The organism is Burkholderia sp. 9777_1386, from assembly GCF_015712265.1.
GTDB lineage: Bacteria > Pseudomonadota > Gammaproteobacteria > Burkholderiales > Burkholderiaceae > Burkholderia > Burkholderia cenocepacia.
Genome location: NZ_JACCQB010000003.1, coordinates 225668 through 251493, shown reverse-complemented (window position 1 = coordinate 251493; position 25826 = coordinate 225668). Strand labels below are relative to the sequence as shown.

The 25826-nt window shown below is 69.0% G+C and carries 24 protein-coding genes; 13 read left to right on the top strand and 11 right to left on the bottom strand.

The features are described from left to right. The first annotated feature begins 255 nt into the window (after nt 1-255). From H0X91_RS04875 to H0X91_RS04850, 6 genes are all read left to right on the top strand, one after another. Nucleotides 256-1353 carry a toxic anion resistance protein gene (locus H0X91_RS04875; protein WP_196432853.1) on the top strand — a complete coding sequence of 366 codons (1098 nt, stop codon included), beginning with the start codon at nt 256-258 and terminating at the stop codon, nt 1351-1353. A gap of 20 nt (nt 1354-1373) precedes the next feature. Next, on the top strand, nt 1374-2114 hold the full coding sequence (locus H0X91_RS04870) for a VWA domain-containing protein (protein ID WP_006482762.1): 741 nt from the start codon (nt 1374-1376) through the stop codon (nt 2112-2114). Nucleotides 2115-2157: 43 nt separating this feature from the next. Further along, a complete protein-coding gene (locus H0X91_RS04865) occupies nt 2158-3174 on the top strand; it encodes a DUF475 domain-containing protein (RefSeq protein WP_006482747.1) in 1017 nt (338 codons plus the stop codon). A 99-nt stretch (nt 3175-3273) separates the two neighbouring features. Next, complete coding sequence (locus H0X91_RS04860) at nt 3274-3930, top strand: TerD family protein (protein ID WP_006482759.1); 657 nt, start codon at nt 3274-3276, stop codon at nt 3928-3930. A gap of 51 nt (nt 3931-3981) precedes the next feature. Further along, the gene (locus H0X91_RS04855) at nt 3982-4854 is read left to right on the top strand and encodes a hypothetical protein (protein WP_058901633.1); all 873 of its coding nucleotides are present in this window, start codon (nt 3982-3984) and stop codon (nt 4852-4854) included. A 123-nt stretch (nt 4855-4977) separates the two neighbouring features. Then, nucleotides 4978-5598, top strand: a complete 621-nt coding sequence (locus tag H0X91_RS04850) for an HAD family hydrolase (protein WP_196432852.1) — start codon at nt 4978-4980, stop codon at nt 5596-5598. Nucleotides 5599-5627: 29 nt separating this feature from the next. On the opposite strand, the gene H0X91_RS04845 is transcribed toward H0X91_RS04850, so the two are convergent. Further along, nucleotides 5628-6737 (bottom strand): fatty acid desaturase, encoded by a 1110-nt coding sequence (locus tag H0X91_RS04845; protein WP_006486053.1) that lies wholly within the window; start codon nt 6735-6737, stop codon nt 5628-5630. 224 nt (nt 6738-6961) lie between these two features. Between H0X91_RS04845 and H0X91_RS04840 the strand changes: the two genes are divergently transcribed. After that, nucleotides 6962-7999: an AraC family transcriptional regulator gene (locus tag H0X91_RS04840; protein ID WP_006486061.1), complete on the top strand. Its 1038-nt coding sequence runs from the start codon at nt 6962-6964 to the stop codon at nt 7997-7999. A gap of 66 nt (nt 8000-8065) precedes the next feature. On the opposite strand, the gene H0X91_RS04835 is transcribed toward H0X91_RS04840, so the two are convergent. From H0X91_RS04835 to cysD, 5 genes are all read right to left on the bottom strand, one after another. Continuing rightward, nucleotides 8066-9112 (bottom strand): lactonase family protein, encoded by a 1047-nt coding sequence (locus tag H0X91_RS04835; protein ID WP_006497781.1) that lies wholly within the window; start codon nt 9110-9112, stop codon nt 8066-8068. After that, complete coding sequence (locus H0X91_RS04830; RefSeq protein WP_006486057.1) at nt 9099-10466, bottom strand: MFS transporter; 1368 nt, start codon at nt 10464-10466, stop codon at nt 9099-9101. Before H0X91_RS04830 ends, H0X91_RS04835 begins: the two co-directional genes overlap by 14 nt. Nucleotides 10467-10698: 232 nt before the next feature. Next, on the bottom strand, nt 10699-11886 hold the full coding sequence (locus tag H0X91_RS04825; RefSeq protein ID WP_196432851.1) for a helix-turn-helix transcriptional regulator: 1188 nt from the start codon (nt 11884-11886) through the stop codon (nt 10699-10701). A 106-nt stretch (nt 11887-11992) separates the two neighbouring features. Further along, nucleotides 11993-13891: a sulfate adenylyltransferase subunit CysN gene (gene cysN, locus H0X91_RS04820; RefSeq protein WP_048985000.1), complete on the bottom strand. Its 1899-nt coding sequence runs from the start codon at nt 13889-13891 to the stop codon at nt 11993-11995. Continuing rightward, a complete protein-coding gene (cysD, locus tag H0X91_RS04815; protein ID WP_006486056.1) occupies nt 13891-14787 on the bottom strand; it encodes a sulfate adenylyltransferase subunit CysD in 897 nt (298 codons plus the stop codon). Before cysD ends, cysN begins: the two co-directional genes overlap by 1 nt. 214 nt (nt 14788-15001) lie before the next feature. Here cysD and H0X91_RS04810 point away from each other — a divergent pair, with 214 nt between their 5' ends. From H0X91_RS04810 to H0X91_RS04795, 4 genes are read left to right on the top strand one after another with little or no spacing between them, the layout of a single operon-like run. Continuing rightward, entirely contained in the window at nt 15002-16111 is a 1110-nt protein-coding gene (locus H0X91_RS04810; RefSeq protein ID WP_006486054.1) for a DUF1214 domain-containing protein, read from the top strand. Next, on the top strand, nt 16108-17301 hold the full coding sequence (locus H0X91_RS04805; protein WP_196432850.1) for a sulfotransferase family protein: 1194 nt from the start codon (nt 16108-16110) through the stop codon (nt 17299-17301). The genes H0X91_RS04810 and H0X91_RS04805 overlap by 4 nt, the downstream gene beginning before the upstream one ends. A 41-nt stretch (nt 17302-17342) precedes the next feature. Beyond that, nucleotides 17343-18134 (top strand): SDR family oxidoreductase, encoded by a 792-nt coding sequence (locus H0X91_RS04800; protein WP_006486063.1) that lies wholly within the window; start codon nt 17343-17345, stop codon nt 18132-18134. Nucleotides 18135-18151: 17 nt separating this feature from the next. Then, nucleotides 18152-19132, top strand: coding sequence for a hypothetical protein (locus tag H0X91_RS04795; protein ID WP_062911485.1), 981 nt, complete (start codon nt 18152-18154; stop codon nt 19130-19132). Nucleotides 19133-19206: 74 nt separating this feature from the next. Here the strand turns inward: H0X91_RS04795 and H0X91_RS04790 are convergent, their stop codons facing one another. After that, nucleotides 19207-19659 carry a nuclear transport factor 2 family protein gene (locus H0X91_RS04790; RefSeq protein WP_080324380.1) on the bottom strand — a complete coding sequence of 151 codons (453 nt, stop codon included), beginning with the start codon at nt 19657-19659 and terminating at the stop codon, nt 19207-19209. A 13-nt stretch (nt 19660-19672) separates the two neighbouring features. Continuing rightward, nucleotides 19673-20152 carry an SRPBCC domain-containing protein gene (locus tag H0X91_RS04785; protein WP_006486060.1) on the bottom strand — a complete coding sequence of 160 codons (480 nt, stop codon included), beginning with the start codon at nt 20150-20152 and terminating at the stop codon, nt 19673-19675. Nucleotides 20153-20478: 326 nt separating this feature from the next. Here H0X91_RS04785 and H0X91_RS04780 point away from each other — a divergent pair, with 326 nt between their 5' ends. Further along, nucleotides 20479-21957, top strand: coding sequence for a cryptochrome/photolyase family protein (locus H0X91_RS04780; RefSeq protein WP_048985004.1), 1479 nt, complete (start codon nt 20479-20481; stop codon nt 21955-21957). A gap of 22 nt (nt 21958-21979) precedes the next feature. On the opposite strand, the gene H0X91_RS35220 is transcribed toward H0X91_RS04780, so the two are convergent. The 3 genes from H0X91_RS35220 to H0X91_RS04770 form a co-directional block, all read right to left on the bottom strand. Then, nucleotides 21980-22102 (bottom strand): hypothetical protein, encoded by a 123-nt coding sequence (locus H0X91_RS35220; RefSeq protein WP_006488066.1) that lies wholly within the window; start codon nt 22100-22102, stop codon nt 21980-21982. Next, nucleotides 22093-23325, bottom strand: coding sequence for an MFS transporter (locus H0X91_RS04775; protein ID WP_230877888.1), 1233 nt, complete (start codon nt 23323-23325; stop codon nt 22093-22095). The genes H0X91_RS35220 and H0X91_RS04775 overlap by 10 nt, the downstream gene beginning before the upstream one ends. A 159-nt stretch (nt 23326-23484) precedes the next feature. Then, entirely contained in the window at nt 23485-24426 is a 942-nt protein-coding gene (locus tag H0X91_RS04770) for a LysR substrate-binding domain-containing protein (RefSeq protein ID WP_062884423.1), read from the bottom strand. A 233-nt stretch (nt 24427-24659) separates the two neighbouring features. Here H0X91_RS04770 and H0X91_RS04765 point away from each other — a divergent pair, with 233 nt between their 5' ends. Further along, nucleotides 24660-25703 (top strand): alpha/beta hydrolase family protein, encoded by a 1044-nt coding sequence (locus tag H0X91_RS04765; protein WP_058901625.1) that lies wholly within the window; start codon nt 24660-24662, stop codon nt 25701-25703. Nucleotides 25704-25826: the final 123 nt, after the last annotated feature.

Genomic DNA, 25826 nt, shown 5'->3' with positions numbered 1-25826 from the left:
CGTGTGCCGAGAATTCCGGATTCATGCTCCATCAACGCATATGTCCTTACATTGCCGGAAGCAGTATCGAGATGGCCGTCGTATATATTACAAAGCGTATGGAAATTGAAAGACTTGCCTGGCTTGACGCGCCGCACCGTCGCCATTTATTGTCCGTCTGCCGCCCGTGAGAGAGCACGGCGGCAATCGCGGAAGCGCGCGTTGCGCGCACGACAACACACGTAGCAAAAAGCAGAAAAGGAACGTGGTAGCCACATGAAGCCGCTATTCGACGACAACAAATCCGATGCGGTCAGCGATCGTCCTTCCATGCCGTCCTTGTCGCCCGTCGCCGGGCCAGCCGCCGTCGCCAACGTCGTCGTGCCGGCAGCGCAGCCGACGGAACACGCGCGCCTGATCACCGTCGACGAGATCGACCAGCTCGGCGCGACGCAGGGCACGCGGATCGCCGCCTTCTCCCAGCAGATTCTCGCGAGCGTCCGGGTGTCGGACGCCGACCAGTTCGGCGACAAGCTCAACGAGCTGATCGCGACCGCGAAGGGGCTCGACCCGCGCGGCGCCGACAAGGGCGGGCTGCTCACGCAGGTCACGCGGCTGTTCCGCTCGACCAAGGAGAAGCTGCTGTCGCAATACGAGTCGGTGAGCAAGCGGATGGATACGCTCGTCGTCGAGCTCGAAAACCATGCGCAGCGCCAGAAGGCCGGCATCGACGAGCTCGAGCGGATGTACAACGACAACTACGCGCTGCACCAGGAGCTCGCGCAGTCGAAGGCGCACGGCGAAACGGCGCTCGCGGCGCTGCGCGCGCATCTCGCGGCCGGCCAGCAGCCGGCGGACGATGCGTTCGCCGCGCAGCGCCTGCTCGACGTGAAGCGCAAGGTCGACGCGCTCGAAAGCAAGCTCGACGACCTCGACCGCGCGATGCTGATGTCGAAGCAGCTCGCGCCGCAGATCCGGATGGAGCAGGACCAGAAACGCACGCTGACGTCGAAGTTCATGACGATCAAGACCGTGCTGATTCCCGCGTGGACCAATGCGTTCGCGCTCTACCTCGAGCAGCTCAGCACCAAGCGCGCGGCGGCGCTCGCGAACGCGACGTACGACGCCGCCGACGAGGCGATCCGCGCGCAGGCCGACCTGAATCGCCAGAACGCGCAGGAAGTCGCGAAGCTCGGCCAGCGCCCGGTGATCTCGACCGACACGTTCGAATACGCGCAGCAGCAGCTGTTCGGCGCGTTCGACGACATCACGCAGATCATTGCCGACGGCCGCCGCCAGCGCGAGCAGGACGCGCCGCGCCTGCGCCAGCTCGAACAGGACCTGATCACCCGATTCGCTCCGAAGCACAACTAAGAGAACTGAGAGAACACCGCATGATTACGCTTGAGAAACGCGCGGCGAAGGTCGCGATCGTCCTCGAAAAACGTCAGATCCTGAAGCCGCCGGTCGTGCGCGTCGGCGCGGCGCTCGACATCTCGGGCTCCGCGAAGCCGCTGTACCAGTCGGGCGTGATCCAGGAGACGCACGACCGGATTCTCGGCATTGCACTGAAGTTCGACGACAACGGCGAAGTCGACACGTGGACCTTCACCGAAGGCTACGACCGGCTGCCGACCGCGACGCCGGACAACTACGGCTCGTACATTTCCGATCATGTGCTCAACGCGCGGATCGACAAGTGGGGCGGCACGCAGTACGCGCCGGTGATGAACGACATCGTCGATTTCTTCTTCCGCGCGCCGGAGCCGAAGCGCGAAGAAAAGCGCGGCTTCCTGAGCCGGCTGTTCGGCGGTGCGGACGACCCGTCCGCGCCGGCCGCCTCCGCGCCCGTGAACGGCCATCTGCCCGCATGGGTGCTGTTCGTCACCGACGGCCAGAACCCGAAGAACGACCGCAAGCGCGTGCGCCAGTTGCTGACCGAATCGCAACATTTCCCGCTGTACTGGTCGCTCGTCGGCGTCGGCGATCCGAGCGAATTCGACTTCCTCGCGGAAGTCGCCGACGAAATGCCGAACGTCGGCTTCCTGCATCTCGAATCGCTCGACCTCAGCGACGAACAGATCTACGAACAGCTGATCACGCAGGAATTCTGCGACTGGGTGCGCGCGAAGTAAGCGCGGCCCGCCTGCCCATTTTTCTGAACTCGATTACCCCATCATGTTGAAAGACTTCAAGATCCCGTTGTCGCTCACGGCGCTCGCGCTGATCGCGGCCTATCTCCTCGGCGGCGTGAAGGACATGCTGATCGTCGCGGTCCTGTGCGTGCTCGAAATTTCGCTGTCGCTCGACAACGCGGTCGTCAACGCGTCGGTGCTGAAGAACTGGTCGGAGAAGTGGCGCAACCGCTTCATGGTGTTCGGCCTGCCGGTCGCGGTGTTCGGCATGCGGCTCGTGTTTCCGCTGCTGATCGTCGCGGTGATCGGCCATATCGGTCTGTGGGACGCGCTGACGCTCGCGATCGAATCGCCGGACAAGTACGCGGCGGTGCTGACGTCCGCGCATCACGAGGTATCGGCGTTCGGCGGCGCGTTCCTGCTGATGGTGTTCTTCAAGTTCATGCTCGACACCGAGAAGGACGAGCACTGGATCGGCTTCCTCGAAGGCCCGATGCGCCATCTCGGCCGCATCACCGCACTGGAAGTGGCGCTGACGCTCGCGATCGTGATCGTCGCGTCGTTCTACGTGCCGGCGACCGAGCAGGTCAGCTTTCTGCTCGCGGGCGCGTTCGGCGTGATCGGCTTCGTGATCGCGCACGGCGTGGGCGACCTGGTCGGCGGCGAGGACACGGGCACGCGCGTGGTGCGCGAAGGCGTCGCGGGGTTCATGTATCTGGAAGTGCTCGATTCGTCGTTCAGCTTCGACGGCGTGATCGGCGCGTTCGCGCTGTCGAACAACATTTTCCTGATCGCGCTCGGTCTCGGCGTCGGCGCGGCCTACATCCGGGAGATGACGCTCGTGCTGCTGAAGAAGGGCACGCTCGCGCAGTACCGCTTTCTCGAGCACGGCGCGTTCTGGGCGATCGGCGCGCTCGCGACGATCATGTTCCTGGGCGTGAAGTTCGAGGTGCCGGAGGTCGTCACGGGCCTGATCGGCGCGGCGATGATCGCCGCGGCCGTGTGGTCGTCGATCGTCGTGCAGCGCAAGGAAGACCGCGCGGCGGTGGCGGGCAAGTAAGCGCGCGTCACGCGGCGCGAACACCATCAACGAAGGGGCCGCCGTGTGCGGCCCGGCATCGCCGCCGGCGCTACGGCGGTTCCAGCAGGAGAGGTTCAGATGATCAATTTGTCGAAAGGCGGTCGCGTCAACCTGTCGAAGGAAGCGCCCGGCACGCAGAAATTCCGCATCGGTCTCGGTTGGGACGCGAACGCGACGGACACCGGCACGGATTTCGATCTCGACGTGTCGGTGTTCCTGTGCAAGTACGACGCGCAGAGCAATCCGAAGCTGATCTCGGATCAGCATTTCGTGTTCTACAACAGCGAAGTGCGCACGATGGAGCGCAAGGAAACCTTCATCCAGCCCGGCGACGACTTCCCGAAGCGCGGGATGCCTTCGTCGAAGTGCCTGGGCGTCGTGCATAGCGGCGACAACCGCACGGGCAGCGGCGACGGCGACGATGAAGTGATCTTCATCGACATGACGAAGCTTGCGGCCGACGTCGAGGAAATCTCGGTGGTCGTGACGATCGACCAGGCCGAAGCGCGCCGGCAGAATTTCGGGCAGGTTCGCAACAGCTACATCCAGATCGCCGACGAGGTGTCGGGCGCGGTGATCGCGAAGTACGCGCTCGAGGAAGACTTCTCGATGGAGACGTCGGTGCAGGTCGGCAGCTTCTATCGCCGCGACGGCCACTTCATGTTCAAGGCGGTCGGCGCGGGCTACAACCGTGGCCTCGGCGATTTCGTCCGCGCGTACGGCGGCGCGGTCTGACTGGCGGCAGCCCGGCGCGCGGAACACCGCCGCGCCGGGCAGGAAGCAGCGATGACGAATCCGTCCGACGAGCCGAAGCGGCTCGAGTTCGATACGACGCCCGAGCGCACGCCCGGGCGTCTTGCGTTCGACGCGCCGGCCGCGCCCGCTGCGCCGGTCGCGCGTGCGCCGGCGCGGCCCGCCCCGCAGGCGCTCGAGTTCGGGCCGGCGCCCGCGTCCGATCACGCCGTGCGTGCGGCGCCCGCCGACGCAATCGGCCGTGCGCTGTTCGGCGCATCGAACCATCCGCAGCTCGAAGCGTGCTTCCGCGCCGCGCAGGCCAGCTTTCCGAATCTCTATCCCGACTACGCGCCGCGCATCGAGCGGCATATCCGGCAACTGGTGCCGCTGAAGCTCGCGACGGTCGCGACGATCGGCGACGGCGCGCTGGAGACGGCCGGCAACCTCGTCGAAGCGGTCGCGGCGACGACGCGCGAATTCAACGAACTCGGCGCGGCCGACATGATGGCCGGGATGCTCGCGCAAGCGACGCGCAAGGCCGGCATGTTCGAACGCTGGTTCGGGGCGGCGTCCGGCCATGTCGACTATCGCGCGGCGCTCGGTGCGCTCAAGCAGTCGCTCGGCTTTTTCCCGCGCCGTACCGAGGAACTCGCCGCCAAGATCCGCCATGCGGAGGAAAACCTCGTGGTCGTGCTCGCCGCGCTGAGCGCGGTGTCGGACGTCGTGCGCGCGCCGGACGATGCGGGCGTCGAGCGCACGCTGTTCGACCGCCGCAACATCGTCGGACAGGCCGTCCAGCAGATCCGGATGCAGCCGGCGCAACTGCGCGGGCTCGACGAGCGCGTGACCGACCTGCTGTCGCGTGCCGATCACCTGATGAACGTCGTGCTGCCGGCGGCGCTGGCCGCGCGGCCGTCGCGCTGAGCGAACGATGCGACCGCACGCGCTGCGGCGCGCGCAGTCGCGTGTCGGGCGCGACGGTTTCGCGCGGGCGGCCGCGAGTCTGCTATCTTCCCGGGCATCTCATCGCTTTCCCGCCGATTCTCCATGACCGACCGCATCGTCGCCGCCTTCGATTTCGACGGCACCATCACGACCACCGACAGCTTTCGCCATTTCGTCCGCCAGGCGGTCGGCACGCCGCGTTTCGCGTGGGCCGGGCTGCGCGCGCTGCCGTGGATCGTCGCGATGAAGGCCGGGCTGCTGTCGCGCGGCGACGCGAAGGCGAAGTTCGCGTCGTTCGCGTTCGGGCCGATCCGCGAGGACGTGCTCGATGCGCAGGCGCGCCGGTTCGTCGATAGCTATCTGCCGAACCTCGTGCGTCCGGAAATGCTCGAGCGTGTCCGCGAGCATCGGGCGCGCGGGCATGAAGTCGTGCTGGTCAGCGCGTCGCCGTCGCTGTATCTGGAGAAGTGGGCGAAGGCGGCCGGCTTCGACGCCGTGCTCGCGACGCGGCTCGCGTTCGAGCGCGGCGTCTTCGCCGGCCGGCTCGACGGCGAGAACTGCTGGGGGCCGCAGAAGGTCGTGCGGCTGCGCGGATGGTGGGGCAACCGGCCGCCGAAGCAGTTGTTCGCGTACGGCGACAGCCGCGGCGACAAGGAAATGGCCGAACTCGCGAACTGGTCGTGGATCCGCGGGCAGGGGCCGATGCCGCCGATCGGCGAGTGACGAGGCGCTGATGCCGCGCGCCGCCGGCGTTACGCGTCGGCCTGCGCGTGGTGCGTGCCGCGAGACGGGCGATAGCCGCCCCAGCGATTCGCACGGGCGAACGTGCCGACGTCGTTGAAGCGCACGCCGACTTCGCGCAGCGCCGCGTGCGCGGTGCGGGCGGTCAGTTGCCGGATGTAGAACGGATCGCGCACCACGAAGTGATGGATCGCGTGCGTGCTGCCGAAATTGAAGCAGAACAGCTGGAACGGCAGCATCCACCACGGGTTCAGCACTTGCGTCTGCTGGATCACGTTGCGCGAGTCGATGTCGCCGAAATAGTGCATGTTCGAGCTGACGAAGTTGATGCAGAAGCTGCGCACGAAGTTCGGCCCGAGCCACACCACCGCCAGGAAATCGACGACGCTCATCGCGCGTTCGACGACGGCCGGCACCGTCACCGCGTAACCGAACGCATGCAGCGCGAACAGGCCGACGTGATAGACGATGAACGCGTGCCACAGCGTGTAGTACAGGTGACCGACCGGCATGTACGACGACACCTGCTCGATGCGCAACTGCAGGCGCTCGGACGGATCCTGCACCGGCTGCGCGGCCACGTACTGCTTCACCTTGCGGCGCATCGCGGCCGGCCGCAGCACGACGGCGAGCATGCCGTCCGCGATCATCAGCAGGCGCTTCACGCCCCAGCGCTCGCCGTTGGTGATGCCGAATTCCTCGAGATCCGATTCGCCGCCCGACACCTTGTGGTGATGCAGGTGCATGCGCCGGCGCGTCCACGGGTTGATCGTGCCGGGCCGCGTGAGCCAGCACAGCGCCATCATCAGGTGATAGGCCCACGGCGTCTTCTTGAAGTACATCAGGTGGATCAGGTCGTGCTCGAGCTCGTGGATCAGCGACGTGACGAACGCGGCGAGCGGCAGCGCGACGTACCACGCGATCGCGCCGCGCGCATACAGCCACGCGATCGCGAGCATCGCGCTCACCGACACGGCCATCACGGTCGCGCCGACGAGGTTCTGGTTGTCGAGCAGCGGAAAGCGTGCGCGGATCGCGTCGCTCGCGGCGTTCACTTCGCGGCGGACGTACGCGACCTTGTCGGCGTCGTGGCGAAAGGCGGTTCGTGCGGGTTGGCTCATCGACCGGAATCCGTGCGGAAAGAGTGGGGCGCAATGCCGATGTGACAAGCATAGGCGCGTGCCGGCGCGCATGCGAGGGCCGTCGGTGCCAATGGTGGTGACATTTCGGGCCACGTTGGCCGGCGCTCCGGTGGCCGATGCCGTCGCATGGCTAGAGTGCGGCCGCGGTGTCATTGCGGGCCAGCGACGCTACAATCCGCCGAAACCGCTCCGGAGTCAGCCGCATGGCCCTGTCCGTTCCGGATGCCGCGCGCCAGTTGAACAAGGCGACGGTGTCGTCCGCGTATGCGCTGTTCATGCTGATGCTGGCCGAGGAGCGCGGCATCGACGGCGGTCGCATTCTCGCCGGCTCGGGCGTCGAGCGCGACCGGCTCGCGCAGCCCGATGCGCGCATCACGCCGCTGCAGCAGGCGGCGATCGTGTTCAACCTGCTCGACGCGACCGACGATCCGTCGATCGCGATCGAGATCGGCCTGCGCAGCAGCCTCACGAAAGCGGGACTGATCGGCTTCGGGCTGATGAGCTGCGCGACGCTCGGCGAGGCGATCGCGCTCGGCATCCGCTACCTGCCGACGCGCGTGCCGTTTTTCTCGGTGCGGCTCGCGCAGCTCGACGGCATCGTCGACATCGACGTGCTCGAAGCGTTTCCGCTCGGCCGGCTGCGCCAGTTCGCGGTGGAAAACTTTCTGGTCGAAACCGCGATCCTGTTCAATTCGCTGCTGTATCCGACGCCGGGCCGCACGCTCCAGTCGCGTGCCGAACTCCATTTCGAATGGCCCGAGCCGCCGTGGTTCGAGCGTTATCGCGCGCGGCTGCCGCGCTGCCATTTCGATGCGAGCGCGAACCGCATCCGCTGCGACGCCGCGCTGCTCGACGAGCCGATCGGCACCGCGAACGCGCAGACCGCGCAGATGATCGTCCAGCAGTGCGAGGCTGAACTCGCGCGGCTCGGCTATGCGGAGAGCATCGTCGAGCGCGTGCGCAACCTGCTGATCTGCGGCGAAGGCGGCTATCCGTCGGTCGACGACGTCGCGCGCGAGCTGCATGTGTCGGCGCGCACGCTCAAGCGCAAGCTCGCCGAATACGGCGCGACCTATTCGGCGCTGCTCGACGAGATCCGGCTGCGCGACGCGCTGCGGCTGCTCGAAGGCACGCGGCTGCCGGTCGACGAGATCGCGGCGCGCGTCGGCTATACCGATCGCGCCAATTTCACGCGCGCATTCAAGCGCTGGACGGGCGTCGCGCCGAGCGAGCGGCGCTGAACGCCGCACCCGCATCGGCGTGCAGGTTCCCGTACGGGCGCCGTTTCTTCTTCAGACCGCCCGACTTCAGACGATCGCGACCCAGTTCGCGCCGCGGCCGCCCGGCACGCGCGCGTGCAGCGACAGCGTGCCGTCGTCCGGCGCGATCGCATACACCGCGACGTGTTCGGACTGCTCGCCGCAGGCGATCAGCCAGTGTCCCGACGGATCGATCGCGAACCCGCGGGGCTGCGCTTCGGTGGCCGTCGCGTGCGCGGGGGCGAACGACCCGTCGTCGTTGCGGCGATAGCCGAGCAACCGGCTCGACGTGCGTTCGCTGACGTACGCGAAGCGCTCGTCGGGCGTCAGGTGCAGGTCCGCGGCCCACACGGACGGCTCGACAGGAGCGGGCGGGCGCGCATGGCCTTGCGCGAGCGCGGCGACGGCCGGATGACGCGCGCTCACGTGTGCGTTGCCGAGCCGGCCGGTGGCGGTGTCGCGGGCGAAGGTGGCGAGCGTGGCCTGGAATTCGCTGACGACGACGAGCGTGCGGCCGTCGTCAGCGAATCGCAGGTGACGCGGACCGAAGCCGGCCGGCACGCGCGTTTCGCCGTGTTCGACCGCGCGCAACCCGGCGGCGCCCTCGACGAGCGCGAAGCCGAACACGCGGTCCGAGCCGAGCGAGCTGACGTACGCGAAGCGGTTGTCCGGCGACACGATCACCGCGTGCGCGTTCGCGATGCCGCCCGCGACCTGCAGCGGCGTACCGTCGCCGTCGCGCACGCGCGCGGCGTCGTAAAGGCTCAGCGAATGGCCGCCGTACGACGCGCCGAGCAGCCAGCGGCCGCCGCGGTCGAGCGACAGGTACGCATGACTCGCGTCGATCGCGGTCGTGCCGATGCGCGCGAGCGCGCCCGTGGCCGCGACGCGGAACGCGACGATCGTCGGCTGTTCGCCGCGGGTCGCGACGTAGAGCCGCGTGCGGTCGGCCTGCACGGCGATCGGCATCGCGACGTCGGCGGCGGGATAGCGGGCGAGCGGCGCGAGCGTGCCGTCGCCTGCGAGGGAGAACGTGGCGAGGTCGCCGTCGACGGCATTCGAGACGACGACGGTCAGGCGGTCAGTGTTCGGCATGGCGGAGCATCGGAGCGTGCGTGAAGGATTCGTCGGCCGGCTGGCCGCGCGGCGGCTCGCTGCGCCGGTGCGTGCGCGCGAACAGCGCGGCGACCGCGGCGACGAGCGAAGCGATCGCGAGCGCATACAGCCCGCCCGTGATCGAACCCGTATGTTGCTTCAGATAGCCGAAGGCCGTCGGCGCGACGAAGCCGCCGAGGTTGCCGACCGAGTTGATCAGCGCGATCACGGCCGCGGCCACGCGCGTGTCGAGATAGCCCTGCGGGATCGGCCAGAACAGCGACGCCGCGGCCTTGAAACCGAGCGCGGCGAAGCAGATCGACGCGAACGACCACACCGGACTGGGCGACGTCGACGCGAACAGCCCGCACGCGGCGAGCACGAGCGAGAACGCGAGCCAGCGCTGCGGATGCTTCCACTTCGACGACAGCACCGCGAAGCCGTACATCGCGCCGATCGCGATCATCCACGGAATCGTGTTGTACAGGCCGACCTGGAAATCGGTGAGGCCGCCCATCCTGCGGATGATGGTCGGCAGCCAGAACGTGGCCGCGTAGATCGTCAGCTGGATCGCGAAATACAGGAAGCAGAACAGCATGATCTGCGGATCGCGCAGCAGCGCGGTGGCGCGCACCGGAACGTTCGAGCGGACGTCGCGCGTCGCACGCTCCGCGTCGAGCGCGTGCTGGAGCGCCGTGCGTTCCTCGGCCGTGAGCCACGTCGCGTCGCGGATATGCGATTTCAGCAGCAGCCAGCTCGCGCCGCACAGCGCGACCGAGAACAGCCCTTCGATCAGGAACATCCATTGCCAGCCCTGGAGGCCGAAGCCGCGGATCGACAGCAGCGCACCGGTCACGGGCCCGGACAGCACCGACGCGAACGCGGAGCCGCCGAGGAAGATCGCCATCGCCTTGCCGCGTTCCTGCGGCGGCAGCCATTGCGACAGGTACAGCACGACGCCGGGGAAGAAGCCGGCCTCGGCCGCGCCGAGCAGGAAGCGCAGCGTGTAGAACGACGTGTCGTTCCACACGAACGCCATCGCGGCCGCGACGATGCCCCACGTCGCCATGATCCGTGCCAGCCAGACGCGCGCGCCGTAGCGCTGCATCAGCAGGTTCGACGGTACTTCGAACAGCGCATAGCCGACGAAGAACAGCCCGGCGCCGAGCCCGTACGCGGCCGCGCCGATGCCGATCGACGCTTCGAGATGGCGATCGACGAAGCCGACGTTCACACGGTCGATGTAGTTCGCGATGAACATGATCAGCACGAGCGGCAGCACGTGCCACTTCACTTTCGAGACGGCCGACGCGAGCGGGTCGCGGCCGGGCAGGGCGGACGAGGGCGGGTTCAAGGGTGTCTCCGGTCGGGCGGCGGACGGGGCGGCAGCCCGCGTCGGCGTCTGGTTGGCGGTCGATGTAGTATGTCGTCGTATGACATGGTACGCCGGAGCATCGACGATGACGTCGCGGGTTTACCCGGAAATTTCCTAAAATTTGGCGAATGCCGGTGATCGACGCGTCATTCGACAACGTCTGATGACGTATGACGTGAAATGAGATCGTGCCGAGTGCCGGCACGGCGCGCTACGCCATCGACACCACGCTGTTGAGCAGCGTCTTCACGAGCACGGCCTGCCGCGTCGCACCCGTTTTCGCGAAAATGCCGCGCAGGTGCGCGCGGGCGGTGTTCTTCGTGATGCCGGTCGCGGCCGCCGCTTCGTCGAGCGTCAGCCCGTCGACCAGCAGCAGCGCGATTTCGGTTTCCATCGGCGTGAGCCGGAACAGCCGGTGCAGCATGTCGCGTGATGTCTGCGGCGACGCGGCCGGATCGCGGACGAACACCGCGACGGCCGGCCGATGCTGGCGGTCCTCGGCGCCGCGATAGGGCGCGAGCGGGCGCAGCAGCACGCTCAACGGCATCGCGCCGCCGGGACGCGACAGCGTGGTGGCCTCGATGCGCGTGAGCGCCCCGGCGCGGAAATGCTCGAGCGCGGCCTGCAGCGCCTTCTGCAGCCGGCGCTCGTCGAGCGGGCACGACGCGTGAAGCCGCTCCTGCCGCACGCACAGCCCGTCCTGCTGGTCGATCAGCCGTTCGGCGATGCGGTTGCGCTTGATCACGCGGCCGTCCTCGTCGACGATCGCGGTGCCGACGTCGAGCCGGTCGACGGTGCCCGCATACAGCGCGCGTTCGGCCTCGAGGACGTCGAGCGCCGCGTGCAGCTCGACCGCGCGTTGCAGGTGCGGCAGCAGCGTCGCGACCTGCGCGCGCTCGGTCGCGTCGAAATCGCGGCCGCCGTGCGGGCGGCTCACGAAGAACGCGCACTCGACGCCGCGTTCGCCGCGCAGGTTCGCGCCGAGGATGTAGCGCAGGTCGAGCGGCTGCAGGTATTGCCGGTAGAAATCGTGCGCGCGCCACGCGGCGTCGCCGAACAGGCGGTCGGCCGTGAACACCTGGCCGGGCGGGTGGTCGAGAAACGGGCACAGCGCATAGAACTGCTCGCTGTACGACGGTTCGCCGGGCAGCAGCGGGCCGTGTGCGGACGCGTTGATGATCAGCCCGTGTCGCGCGCCGCCCGGATTGCGCAGCACGAGCGTCGTAAAGCTCGCATCGAGTCGCACGCGAACCGCTTCGAGAAAGCCGGCCCACGGCGTGGTTTCAGACGGACCCTGATAGACGAGCCCGAGCCATGCGCTGAGCTCGCGCGCGCTCCATGCCGCGTCGTCGAAACCATCGTGCGCGGCCGTGTCGCCGGGCGCCAGCGCGATCCGCATGCTCGTGTTCTCCTGATCCGGATGAAGGGCCCCGAGTCAGCATAGCGGCCCGCCTGCCGCGCGCGTCATCCGAACGGAGTAGGCGACGCGGGCAGGCGGGCGCCGCTTACGCCGCGCGTTCGCGCAGCAGGTACGCGACGATGCGATCCGCCGCGACCTCCGGCGACTCGGTCACCGTGTCGACACGCAACTCCGGCTGCACGGGCGGCTCGTACGGCGAATCGATGCCGGTGAAGTGCTTCAGCTCGCCGCGCCGCGCCTTCTTGTACAAGCCCTTCGGATCGCGCTCCTCCGCGACCGCGAGCGGCGTGTCGACGAACACTTCGACGAATTCGTCCGGGCCCGCCAGCGCGCGCGCCATGTCGCGCTCGGCGCGGAACGGCGAGATGAACGACACGAGCGTGATGAGCCCCGCGTCGAGCATCAGCCGCGCGACTTCGGCGACGCGCCGGATGTTCTCGACGCGGTCGGCCTCGGTGAAGCCGAGATCGCGGTTGAGGCCGTGCCGCACGTTGTCGCCGTCGAGCAGGTACGTATGCTTGCCGAGCGCGTGCAGCCGTTGCTCGACGAGGTTCGCGATCGTCGACTTGCCGGCGCCCGACAGCCCCGTCAGCCACACGATGCGCGGCGTCTGCGCCTTCTGCCGCGCGCGCGCGTCGCGATCGACGTCGACGGCCTGCCAGTGCACGTTGTGCGCGCGGCGCAGCGCGAAGTGCAGCATCCCGGCGCCGACCGTGTCGTTGCTGAAGCGGTCGATCACGATGAAGCCGCCCGTATGACGGTTCCGGTCGTACGGATCGAACGCGACGGGCCGGTCGAAGCTCAGGTTGCACACGCCGATCTCGTTCAGCGCGAGCGTGCGCGCGGCGAGATGCTCGCGCGTGTTCACGTCGATCTTGTACTTCGGCGTCGCGCAGGTCGCGCCGACCGTCTGCGTGCCGAGCTTCACGAGATACGGGCGGCCGGGCAGCAGCGGCTCGTCGTGCATCCACACGAGCGTCGCCTCGAACTGGTCGGCGACTTCCGGCGGCGCGTCCGCACGCGCGATCAGGTCGCCGCGGCTGATGTCGATTTCGTCGGCGAGCGTGAGCGTCACCGCTTCGCCGGCGCGGGCGATGCCGGCTTCGCCGGCCGGCGTGATCACCGACGCGACGCGGCTTTCCCTGCCGGACGGCAGCACGCGCACGCGTTCGCCGACGCGAATCTCGCCCGACGCGATGCTGCCCGCGTAGCCGCGGAAATTCAGGTGCGGACGGTTGACCCATTGCACCGGCAGCCGGAACGGTTCGTCGTGCGTCACGCGCGCGGCGAGCGGCAGGCGGTCGAGATGCTGCATCAGCGGCGGGCCCGCGTACCACGGCATCCGTGCGCTCGGCGCGATCACGTTGTCGCCGCGCAGCGCGGACATCGGAATGCTGACGATCTCGGCGAACCCGAGCTCGGCCGCGAACGCGCGGTAGTCCGCATCGATACGCTCGAACACGGCCCGGTCGTAGTCGACGAGGTCCATCTTGTTGATCGCGAGCACGACGCGCTTGATGCCGATCAGCGCGACGAGATGGCTGTGACGGCGCGTCTGCGTGAGCACGCCCTTGCGCGCGTCGATCAGGATCACCGCGAGATCGGCGGTCGACGCGCCGGTGATCATGTTGCGCGTGTACTGTTCGTGGCCGGGCGTATCGGCGACGATGAACTTGCGCCGCGCGGTCGCGAAGAAGCGGTACGCGACGTCGATCGTGATGCCTTGCTCGCGTTCGGCCGACAGGCCGTCGACGAGCAGCGCGAAATCGAGTTCGCCGCCCTGCGTGCCGACCTTCTTCGAATCGGCTTCGAGCTGCGTGAGCTGGTCGTCGAACAGCATGTTCGATTCGTAGAGCAGGCGGCCGATCAGCGTGCTCTTGCCGTCGTCGACGCTGCCGCAGGTGATGAAACGCAGCAGGTCCTTCGTTCGCGTCTCGTCGGCGTGGATAGGGGGCGCCTCGGGCGCGGCGAGTACGTGTGCCATCAGAAATATCCCTCCTGTTTCTTCCTTTCCATCGAACCGGCCGAATCGCTGTCGATCAGCCGTCCCTGGCGTTCGGACGTCCGCGTGTCGCGCATCTCCCGCAGGATGTCGTCGAGCGTCGTCGCGTCGCTGTCGATCGCGCCCGTGAGCGGATAGCAGCCGAGCGTGCGAAAGCGCACGTTGCGCATCCGCGGCACTTCGCCGTCACGCAGCGGCAGGCGTTCGTCGTCGACCATGATCAGCGCGCCGTCGCGTTCGACGACGGGCCGTTCCTTCGCGAAGTAGAGCGGCACGATCGGGATGTCGTGAAGCCGGATGTACTGCCAGATATCGAGCTCGGTCCAGTTCGAGATCGGGAACACGCGCAGGCTTTCGCCCTTGCGCTTGCGCGCGTTGTACAGCGACCAGAGCTCGGGGCGCTGGCGCTTCGGGTCCCAGCGGTGCTGGTCCGAACGCAGCGACACGATGCGCTCCTTCGCGCGCGATTTCTCCTCGTCGCGGCGTGCGCCGCCGAACGCGGCGTCGAAACCGTAGTGATCGAGCGCCTGCTTGAGCCCTTGCGTCTTCCACACGTCGGTGTGCACGGCCGAGCCGTGCGTGAACGGATTGATGCCGTTCGCGATGCCGTCGGGGTTGACGTGCACGCGCAGGTCGAGGCCGAGGCGCGCGGCCGTCTCGTCGCGAAACGCGATCATCTCGCGGAATTTCCACGTCGTATCGACGTGCAGTAGCGGAAAGGGCGGCTTCGCCGGGTAGAACGCCTTCATCGCGAGATGCAGCATGACCGAGCTGTCCTTGCCGATCGAATACAGCATCACCGGGTTCTCGCTCTCGGCCACGACCTCGCGCATGATGTGGATGCTTTCGGCCTCCAGCCGCTCCAGGTGGGTCAACATCGTTCGTCTCCTTGTTTCATGCCGGCGCCGCGCGACATGTGCGGCGTTGCGGGCATGACGCCAACGGTATCGAGCGGGCGGCATGCCGCTCTTCGTCCGGGTGGACTAAACCGGCACGCGGCCGTGGAGCGGATCTTTCCTTAGTCCACCCGGACGAAGTGGCGCGCGGCGGCGCCGCTTAAGGTGAGCGCTCGACCATCGGCGGAGACGACACATGACGGATGACACACGCGCGACGCAATTGCTTTCGGGCCAGACCTGGGCCGATTTCTGCGACACCCTGAAACGCAGCGGAGAACAGATCCTGCGCACCGACGCGCCGGACGATCCGCTCACGCGTGCGGAAGGCTTCCGCTACCTGAGCCGACTGATGCGCATCGCGCTGGAAATGCACGTCGAGTTCGCGGACGGCGCGTGGCCGGGCTTCTTCTCGCCGTCCCACGAGACCGCGAAGATCGGCGCCGACAACCCCGACAACCTGTACCAGTACGCGCGCGTCGACGGCCGCTGCGAATACCGCGTGACGGGACGGCGCGGCACGGTCGCATACCTGAGCTTCGGCACACAGAAGGGCGGCTACGAGACCGACGGCAAGATGCTGCAGACAGGCTTTCTCGACGCGAAGCAGCTCGAGATCGCGCCGGACGGCAGCGTCGAGATCGTGTTGAGCGCGACACCGCGCGCGGGCAACTGGGTGCGGATGGAGCCGGACACCAACGCGCTGCTGGTGCGCCAGACCTTCCTCGACCGGCGCACGGAGACGCCCGCGCAACTGAAGATCGAACGCATCGATGCGCAGGCGCGCCCCGCACCGCTCGATCCGCTGGCGCTGCAGGGCGGCCTGATGCGCGCCGCGCAGTTCGTCGAGCAGACGTCGAAGCTGTTCGCGGACTGGGCCGCGAGCTATCGCCCGCACGTGAACGCGCTGCCGCCCGCCGACCAGGCGCTGTGCCAGTCGGTCGGCGGCGATCCGAACATCTACTACTACCACTCGTGCTGGTCGCTCGCCGCCGACGAGGCGCTCGTGATCGACGTCGATACCGTGCCGGACTGCGATTTCTGGAACGTGCAGCTCAACAACTACTGGATGGAGTCGCTCGACTATCGGCACTTCGACATCTGCGTGAACAAGCACAGCGCTCGGCCCAATGCGGACGGCGGGGTGACGGTGATCGTCGCGGCCACGCGGCCGGGCAGCGCGAACTGGCTCGATACCGCCGGGCATCGCACCGGCACGATCTGCTGGCGCTGGGTGGGCGCCGCGCAACCGGTGCATCCGCGCACGCGCGTCGTGAAGCTCGCCGCGCTGAAGGAGGCCGCATGAACGCGCCGCTCGACCAGGCTCGCACGCTGCTCGCCCCCGACGGCTTGATGGCCGAGGCCGTGTCGCGCACGGGCGGGCTCACCGCGTTCGGCGACGGGCCGTATCGCGACGCGCTCGACGTGATGTGCGCGTCGCTGATCGACGAAGCGGCGCTGTCCGCGCGCGGCGCGGCGATGATGCGCGAAAAGCTCGTCGGCCAGCTCGTGAACCGGCTCGTCGTCGAGGATTACTTCCGGCGCCATCCGGAGATCGCGGACATTGCAATCGACGATCCGCTCGTGATCGTCGGCCTGCCGCGTACGGGCACGACGCTGCTGCAGCGGCTACTGGCCGTCGACCCGCGCTTTCATTCGGCCGCGTGGTGGGAAACGCGCTACCCGGCGCCGCTTGCCGGCGAGACGCTCGACGCGCCGGCCGTGCGCATCGCGCGCGCGCAGGCCGAGGTCGCGACGATGATCGACTGCATCCCGCAGATCCTGACGATCCATCCGCTCGACGCGATGCTCGCCGACGAGGAATTCATGCTGATGGAGCATTCGTTCGTGTGCGCGATGGATTCGTACGCGAACGTGCCGCGCTATACGGCCTGGCTCGCGCGGCAGGATCTCACGCCGGTCTACACGTACCTGAAACGGATGCTGCAGTTCCTGCAGTGGCAGAAGGCGCGGCGCGGCGTCGCGCCGGCCGAGCGCTGGCTGCTGAAAACGCCGCAGCACCTGCATGCGCTTGACGTGCTGTGCCGCGTGTTTCCGCGTGCGCAGGTCGTGCTCACGCACCGCGATCCGGCGCAGACGATTCCGTCGATGGCGAGCATGGCGCACACGCTGTGGCAACTGTACGCGGACGATCCCGATCCGCTCGCCGTCGGCGCGCAGTGGAACGCAGGGATGGCGCGCGCGATCGGTGCGGCGATGGCGGCGCGCGATGCGCTGCCGGCCCACCGGTTTCTCGACGTGCGGTTCGAGGACACCGTGTCGAATCCGCTGGGGGTGGCGCACGCCGTGTATGCGTTCGCCGGCATGTCGGTCGATGCGCGGCAGCGTGCGGCGATGGCCGACTGGATCGCGCGCAACGGCCGCGACAAGCGCGCCGCGCACGACTATTCGATCGCCCGCTTCGGCTTCACCGACGCGCAGCTCGCGCACGAATTCGCCGCGTATCGCGCGCGGCACCTGCAGGCCGCCGTCTGACGGCCGCGTACGCAAGACGAACGACAACCAGGAGACAACCCATGTTGCTGAAGGACAAGATCGTCGTGATTTCCGGAATCGGGCCGGGACTCGGCGTGAAGCTCGCGGTCGAAGCCGCGCGCGAGGGCGCACGCGGCGTGGTGGTCGCGGCGCGCACGATGGAAAAGCTCGACGACGCCGACGCGCGAATCCGTGCACTCGATGTCGATTGCGCGGTGCTGAAGGTGCAGACCGACATCACCGATCGGGCACAATGCCGGCAGCTCGCGACGCGGGCCGTCGAGCGCTTCGGCCGGATCGACGCGCTCGTGAACAGCGCGTTCGTGCATGGGACGTTTCCGGAGCCGGTGGAGCAAGCCGACCTCGACGGCTGGCGCGCGGTGTTCGAGACCAACGTGTTCGGTACGATGGCGCTCACGCAGGAAGTCGTGCCGCACATGAAGCGGCAGCAGCGCGGCGCGATCGTGATGATCAACACGCAGGCGACCCGCAAGCCGTTTGCAGGGGAGGGCGGCTACGCTGTATCGAAGGGCGCGCTCGCGGTTGCGGCAAAATACCTGGCGCGCGAACTCGGCGTGCACGGCATTCGCGCGAACAGCATCCACATGGGCTGGATGTGGGGCGTGCCGACGCAGACCTATTTCCGGCAGGCGGCCGCCGACTACGGGATGACGGAGGCGCAGATCGTTGCGCCGATCGCGTCGAACATCGCGCTCGCGAAGCTGCCGACCGACGACGATTGCGCGCGTGCGGCGCTGTTCCTCGCGTCCGACTACGCGAACGCGGTGACGGGCGCGACGCTCGACGCGAACGGCGGCGATTTCATGCCTTGACGATGGAGCCACGGATCATGCAGGACAACCAGTACGCGCGGCACGTCTTCGCGTTCAACGGCGACGCGGACGGCCTGTGCGCGCTTCAGCAACTGCGGCTCGCGGAACGCGTGTACGGCACGCTCGTGACCGGCGTGAAGCGCGACATCAGGCTGCTCGAGCGCATCGACGCGCGCGCGGGCGATCTCGTCACCGTGCTCGACGTATCGCACGACCAGAACCGCGACGCGTGCACGCGATTGCTGCGTGACGGCGCGACGGTCCGTTATTTCGACCATCACTTCGCGGGCGCGCTGCCCGACGATCCGCGCTTCGACGCGCATATCGACACGGCAGCCGACGTCTGCACGAGCGCGATCGTGAATCGCTATCTTGGCGGCCGGTACGTGCGCTGGGCGATCGTCGCGGCGTTCGGCGACGAACTGCCGGCGCTCGGCGACGCGCTCGCGCGCGAGCATGGGGTCGACGAAGCCGAGCGTTGCGTGCTGGCCGAGCTCGGGCTCTACCTGAACTACAACGCGTACGGCGAGTGCGTCGGCGATCTGCATTTCGATCCGGCGGCGCTCGCGGACGCGATGCTGCCGTGCACCGATCCGCTCGAGTTCGTGCGCGAGACGGCCGTGTTCGCCGCGTTGCGCGACGGCTACCGCGACGACATGGCGCGCGCGTGCGCACTCGCGCCGCTGCGCGAGGTGCCGGGCGCGACGCTGGTCCGGATGCCCGACCACCCGTGGGCGCGGCGCGCGACCGGCATGCTCGCGAACGAGCGGATGCGCAATGCGCCGCATGCGGCGCTCGCGGTGCTGTCGCCGCGCGCGGACGGCGGGTTGGTCGTCAGCGTGCGCGTGCCCGACGGCCGGCCGATCGGCGCGGACGAGTTCTGCCGCGGTTTCGCGACGGGCGGCGGGCGCAAGCGCGCGGGCGGCATCAACCATCTGCCGGAAGCCGAGTTCGACGCATTCGCCGAGCGTTTCGAGGCCGCGTTCCGGCTCGACTGACGCAGCGATCGACGCAATGCATCGACGCTGCGCGCGTCGTGCAGCCATCGCACGGCGCGCGCAGCATGACCGGATCAGCCGATCGTCCCGGCGAGCGCGGCCGGCACGTTGTGGCCGTAGCAGCGCGCCTCGACGCGCTCGGCGATGCGCGAGCCGTGCGCGGTACGCACGAACCGGTCGACGTACCACAGCCCGAGAAACATCACCTGCGTGCCGCCGTCCGTCAGCGCGACTTCCATCGGATTGAAGCAGATCGTGCGGCCGCGCGCGGTGTCGCGGTCGAGCCGGATCGACAGGTTGCCGACCAGATGCTGATACCGCGGAAACCGCGGCAGCACGGTGCGCAGCCACGCTTTCACGTCCGGATAGCGACCGGCGATGCCGCCCATTGCGCGACAGTCGATCGCCGCGTCGGGCGTGAATGCCGTGTCGAGCGCATCGAAGTCGCACGAGTCGATCGCGCTCGAATACGGGACGACCCGCTCGCGGATGTCGTGATGATCGGACAGCGTGTGCAGATCGGGCATCGACCGCTCCCGCTCAGCTGCTTTTGCGCGTGCGTGCCGCATGCAGCGCTTCGGCGCGCCGCTTCACGTCGCGCGCGCACTGATCGAACCCCTGTTTCACCCACGCGCCGTGGTGCTGCATGATCGTGTCCGCGTTGACGCCGAGGAACTGGTCGGTCGTGAAGTAGCGGCAGCGCTCCGCGCCCGTCGCGTCGATGTACTGGTCGCGGCGCGCGGCGTCCTTGTTGTCGTCGGTCGGGCGTTGCTCCCACGACAGCAGGCGTTCGGGCTCGTATGCGACGAGGATTTCGTCGACGGGAATCACGGTCTCCGTGCCCGGAATGCGAATCTGCATGTGCACGAAATCGCCGAGTTTGCCGGTCGTTTCGAAGCCGATGCAGAACGTGTTCCATTCGCCGTAGCGCGGGAAGTCGGTCAGCACTTCCCAGACGACGGCGGCCGGCGCATCGATGTCGACGGTGATCGAGGTGACGAGATTCGAGGGTTTGGTCATGGCGGCGGATCGGATCAGGCTGCGCGCCCGCGTGGCTTCAGGCGGTGCAGCGGTCGGAAGGAATCGCGCCGGTATCGGCCGGCGCGCGCGACGGGTGCGGCGCGGAGCAGGCGGGGCCGGTCGCGGCCGGCGACGTGCGGCGCCGCGCGGCGCACCCGACATCGAGCGTAGGCCGGCGCGCACGGTGAAGAATCGTCGGAACGGACTAAGGCGTTTCACCGGGCGCGGCGGGGCGGCAGGGTTGGCCCGACCGTCGGCGGCGTCGACACCGCGCCGCGCAGCCGCGACAATACGCATCTCTTTTCGCTTTCGTCATCGAGGTGCCCGTGCCCGCCCAGTCGTCCGTTGCTCCCGCGATCGTCTGGTTCCGCGACGATCTGCGCGTGACCGATCAGCCCGCGCTGACGCGTGCGGTCGAATCCGGCCGGCCGCTCGTGTGCGTCTTCGTCGACGACACGGGCGCCGGCGCCGGGCCCGCGCTCGGCGGGGCGGCGCGCTGGTGGCTGCACGGGTCGCTGGCCGGGCTCGACGCCGCGCTCGCGCGGCATGGCGGGCGCCTGCTGCTGTTGCGCGGCGACGCGCAGCGCGAGATCGAGCGACTCGTTCGCGACACGGGCGCGGCGGCCGTGTACTGGAACCGCCGCTATGCGCAGCCGCAGCGCGACGCCGACGCGGCGCTGAAGACGTCGCTCAAGGCGCGCGGCGTGACGGTCGAGAGCAGCAACGGCAGCCTGCTGAACGAGCCGTGGGAGGTGCTGACGGGCAGCGGCGGCCCGTATCAGGTATTCACCGCGTACTGGCGCGCGGCGCGCCGCGATCGCGCGGTCGCCGCGCCGCTGCCGGCACCCGGGCAGATCGTGTTTCATTCGTGGCCGAAGGCCGTGCGCGACCGCGCGCTGGCGCTCGACGCGCTCGCGTTGCGTCCGCATGCGCCGGACTGGGCCGGCGGACTGCGCGATGCGTGGCCGGCGCCCGACGAAGCCGGTGCGCATGCACAGCTCGATGCGTTTCTCACGACATCGCTCGCCGGCTATGCGGATGCGCGCGACCGTCCCGACCGCCCGGCGACGAGCCGGCTGTCGCCGTTCCTGCGCTTCGGCAACGTGTCGCCCAGGCAGGTGTGGCATGCGGTGCAGGGCGCGGCGAGCGCGGGCGGCGCGGCATACGCGGCCGATGCCGACAAGTTCCTGAGCGAGCTCGGCTGGCGCGAATTCAGCTACACGCTGCTGTATCACTTCCCGACGCTCGCGACCGACAACTTCCGCGCGCAATTCGATGCGATGCCGTGGCGCGACGATCCCGCCGCGTTACGTGCGTGGCAGCGCGGCCGGACCGGCTACCCGCTCGTCGATGCGGGCCTGCGCGAGCTGTGGACGACCGGCTGGATGCACAACCGCGTGCGGATGGTCGTCGCGTCGTTCCTGATCAAGCACCTGCTGATCGACTGGCGCGCGGGCGAAGCATGGTTCCGCGATACGCTGGTCGACGCCGATCCCGCGAACAACGCGGCGAGCTGGCAGTGGGTGGCTGGCTGCGGCGCCGATGCCGCGCCGTATTTCCGCATCTTCAATCCGGTCGCGCAGGGGCAGAAGTTCGATCCGGACGGCGCGTACGTACGGCGCTGGGTGCCCGAGCTTGCCGGCCTCGACGATGCGTCGATCCATGCGCCGTGGGAAGCGTCGCCGCTGGCGCTCGAAGCGGCCGGCATCCGGCTCGGCGTCGACTATCCGGCGCCGCTCGTCGAACACGCGGCCGCGCGTGCCCGTGCGCTCGACGCGCTGGCCGCGTTGCCGAAGCGCCGCTGACCGTACGCCGCGGTTCGCCGCCTCAATTGCAGAACGCGACGTGCTCGAGCAGCGCGTAGGCGACGTCGGAACCGAAGTAGGCCGCGCCGCACCACGCGACGAACGCGAGCGTGCCGGCGGTCAGCGCCGCGCGGATCAGGCCCATGCCGCGCGGCCCGACGCCGGGCGGGCGACGCGCGCGTCGTCGATCGGCAGGTGCAGCAGCGCCGCGAGCACGCCGAGCGCGATCGAGCCGAGCCACAGCGGCAGGTACGAATGCGTCGCGTCGTACACGAGCGCGCCGAGCCACACGCCGAAGAAGCTGCCGAGCTGGTGCCCGAAGAACACGAAGCCGAACAGCGTCGCGATGTAGCGCACGCCGAACACCTGCGAGATCACGCCGTTCGTCAGCGGCACCGTGCCGAGCCACGTGAACCCCATCACGGCCGCGAACACGTAGACGCTCGCGGGCGACAGCGGCACGGCGACGAACGCGGCCATCGCGAGCGCGCGCACGAGATACAGCACCGACAGCACGTACTTGCGCCGCAGCAGCCCGCCGAGATGGCCGCACGCGTAGGTGCCGGCCACGTTGGTCAGCGCGATCAGCGCGAGCGCGACGCTCGCGTGGCGCGCCGGCAGCCCGTGGTCGAGCAGGTACGCGGGCAGGTGCGTCGCGATGAACGCGAGCTGGAAGCCGCACGCGAAGAAGCCCGCGTTCAGCAGCCAGAAGCCGCGATGCGCGAACGCCTCGCGCACGGCTTCGCCGATCGACTGGTCGGGGCCGGCGGCGGCGCTGGCCACCTGCGCGGGCCGCTCGCGCAGCAGCACCGCGAGCGGCGCGAGCAGCGCGGCGACGAGCGCCAGCGCGATGAACGCGTGGCGCCAGCCGATGCCGCCGATCAGTGCCTGCGCGACGGGCACCATGCAGAACTGGCCGAGCCCGCCGATCGCGCCGGCGACACCGAGCGCCCAGCCGCGCCGGTCGGGTGGAAACAGGCGGCTCAGCGCGCCGTAGATCGACGCGAACGCCGAGCCCGACAGCGCGATGCCGATCACGAGGCCGGCGCCGACCGTGAACAGGCCGGTCGTGGCCGCGTGCGCCATCGTGACGAGCCCGGCCGCGTACAGCAGCATGCCGGCGACGATCACGCGCACCGAGCCGAAGCGGTCGGCCACCATCCCGGTGAACGGCTGCGCGACGCCCCAGATCAGGTTCTGCAGCGCCAGCGCCAGCCCGAACGCTTCGCGCGACCAGCCGTGGTCGAGCGACACGGGCGCGAGGAACAGGCCCTGCACGTGACGGATGCCGAGCGCGGCGCCCATGATCAGGCCGCCTGCCAGCACGGGCAGCCAGCGGCGCCGGACTTCCTGCTCGATCGGGGTCATGCGTGTCTCCGGATGAAGGCGCGCGGCGAAACGGCCGCGCTCGATCCGATTAGACGATCGCGGCTGCCGTCGCTCAAGCGATCATTCGGTCAGGTTCGCATGCGCAGCGGGAATGCGAGGGCGCGCTTGCCTGCCCGCACGGGTCTCCGCGCGGCCGGCTCAGGCCGACGTCGTATCGTGCGCGCGCATCGCCGCGTCGCATTCGGCCGCCTCGGCGAGCATCCAGTCGCGCACGTCGGCGACTTCGCGACGCGGGGCCGGATCGTGCTGGAACAGCCAGTAGCCGTACGTTTCCGACAGCGTCTGCGTGTGCGGCCCGAGCACCGCGAGCCGGCCGTCGGCGAGCATCGGCGCGACCAGCGCGAGCCGGCCGAGCGCGATGCCCTGGCCGGCGATCGCGGCCTGGATCACCTGGTCGTACTGGTTGAAGCGCAGCACGCCTTTCGGGCGCGCGTCGTCGAGCCCGGCCGCATGCAGATGCGCGTGCCACTGCAGTTGCGGTTGCGGCGGCCCGTCGAATTCGAGCAGCACGTGATCGGCGATCGCGGCCGCGCTCGTGACCGGCCGCGCGGCGAGCGCGGGGTGCGCGACCGGCACGACGATCTCGTCGAACAGGCGCAGCGCGCCGGCCGGCGCGCGCTCGCGCGGGCAGTAGCGGATGCCGAGGTCGATGCCTTCGGCGCGCAAATCGAGTACCTTGTCGTTCGCGGCGACGCGCAGGTCGATCCCGGGCAACCGCGCCTGCAGTCGCCCGAGCCGCGGCAGCAGCCACAGCGCGGTGACGCCGATGCTGGCGGTGATCGTCACGGGCTGACGCTCGCGCGCGGCGGCGAGCGACGCGACGGTGTCCTGCAGGCCGTGCAGCGCGGCATCGGCGACGCGGAACAGTCGCTCGCCTTCCGGCGTGAACGCGATCTTCCGGTAGCCGCGCTGCAGCAGCGCGACGCCGAGATGCGCTTCGAGCGCATGGATCTGACGGCTGACTGCCGACTGCGTGACGCACAGGTCCTGCGCGGCGAGCGTGATGCTCATGCGGCGGCCGACGGCGACGAAACCGCGGACGAGATCGAGCGACGGGAGACGGACGAGTGGCGTTGACATGCGCGTGACTCATGCGAACGGAGCAGCAAGATTGGTTGAGAACGCGGCACGCGTCAAGTTCAATGGAGGCCGGTTGATCGCGGATGAAGGGGCCGAGCAGGCGCCGAAGCGCCCACCGGGCCGACCGCGATGCGCCGGGTCCGAATCGGCGCTGAAGCGCTCACTCGGACCGACAGCCATGCATGGGACCTCAGTAAGCGCCAAAGCGCTAACTGAGGTCGACAGGAGACACGATGACGATTTCGAACGAAGCAGGCAGGGCGGCGGCGCAGGGCAGTCGCGCGGCGGGGGCGTTGCCGCCCGAGCCCGTGACGCTGCGCGCAGCCGACGGTTACGCATTGCGCGGCCACGTCTGGCGCCATCGGGGCGGCGGCGCCGTGCGGCCGGTCACGGTGATCAATTGCGCGACGTCGGTGCGCTGCGACTACTACTTCCGCTTCGCGGCCTGGCTGTTCGCGCAAGGGCGCGACGTGCTCGTCTACGACTATCGCGGCATCGGCGGGTCGCGCCCGGCGCAGCTTGCGAAGCTGCGCGCGAACTGGCTCGACTGGGGGCGGCTCGATTGCGAGGCCGCGCTGCACTACGCGCGCGACGCGTTTCCGGGCCAGCCGCTCGATGTGGTCGCGCACAGCATCGGCGGCTGCGTGCTCGGCCTCGCGCCATCGAACGTGCATGTGCGGCATGCGGTGACCGTCGGCGCGCAGTATGCGTACTGGCGCGATTACCTGCCGGCCGAGCGGCGCCGCATGTGGTGGAAGTGGCATGTCGCGATGCCGGCGCTCGCGGCCGTGTTCGGCTACGTGCCCGCGAAGCGGCTCGGCTGGATGGAGGACACGCCGCGCGGTATCGCGCTGTCGTGGGCGCGTTCGCAGCCGCGTTTCGAGGACGGCTACATCGGCCGCGAGCTCGACGACAGCGGCGCGAGCCGCGCTGCGTTGCCGGCCCGCTTCGCGGGGCTGTCGGCGCCGATGCTCGCGATCGGCCTCGACGACGACGCGTTCGGCACGGTCGACGCGATCGAGCGGCTGGTCGGCTATTACACGGGCAGCAACGTCACGCATCTGCGGATCGCGCCGGCCGACATCGGCGTCGACGCGATCGGCCATTTCGCGTTTTTCCACAGCCGCTTCACCGATACGCTGTGGCCCGTCGCGCTGTACTGGCTGCAACACGGCGTGCTGCCCGCCGACGCGCCGGGCGCCGTGCATGCGCTGCATCCGGCTTCGCGTGGACGAGTGACGGGGAGCGGCGTGCCGGGTAGGGCCGCGAACGGGTGATCGGGGGGCAGACACGAACGCGTCACGCCGCCCCCGTTCAATTCCCGATCGTGCCGCGGCGGCCTCGGGCGGCCGCGATCGATTAACATCGGACGTTTCGTTTCACAGCACAGGCTGCCGCGC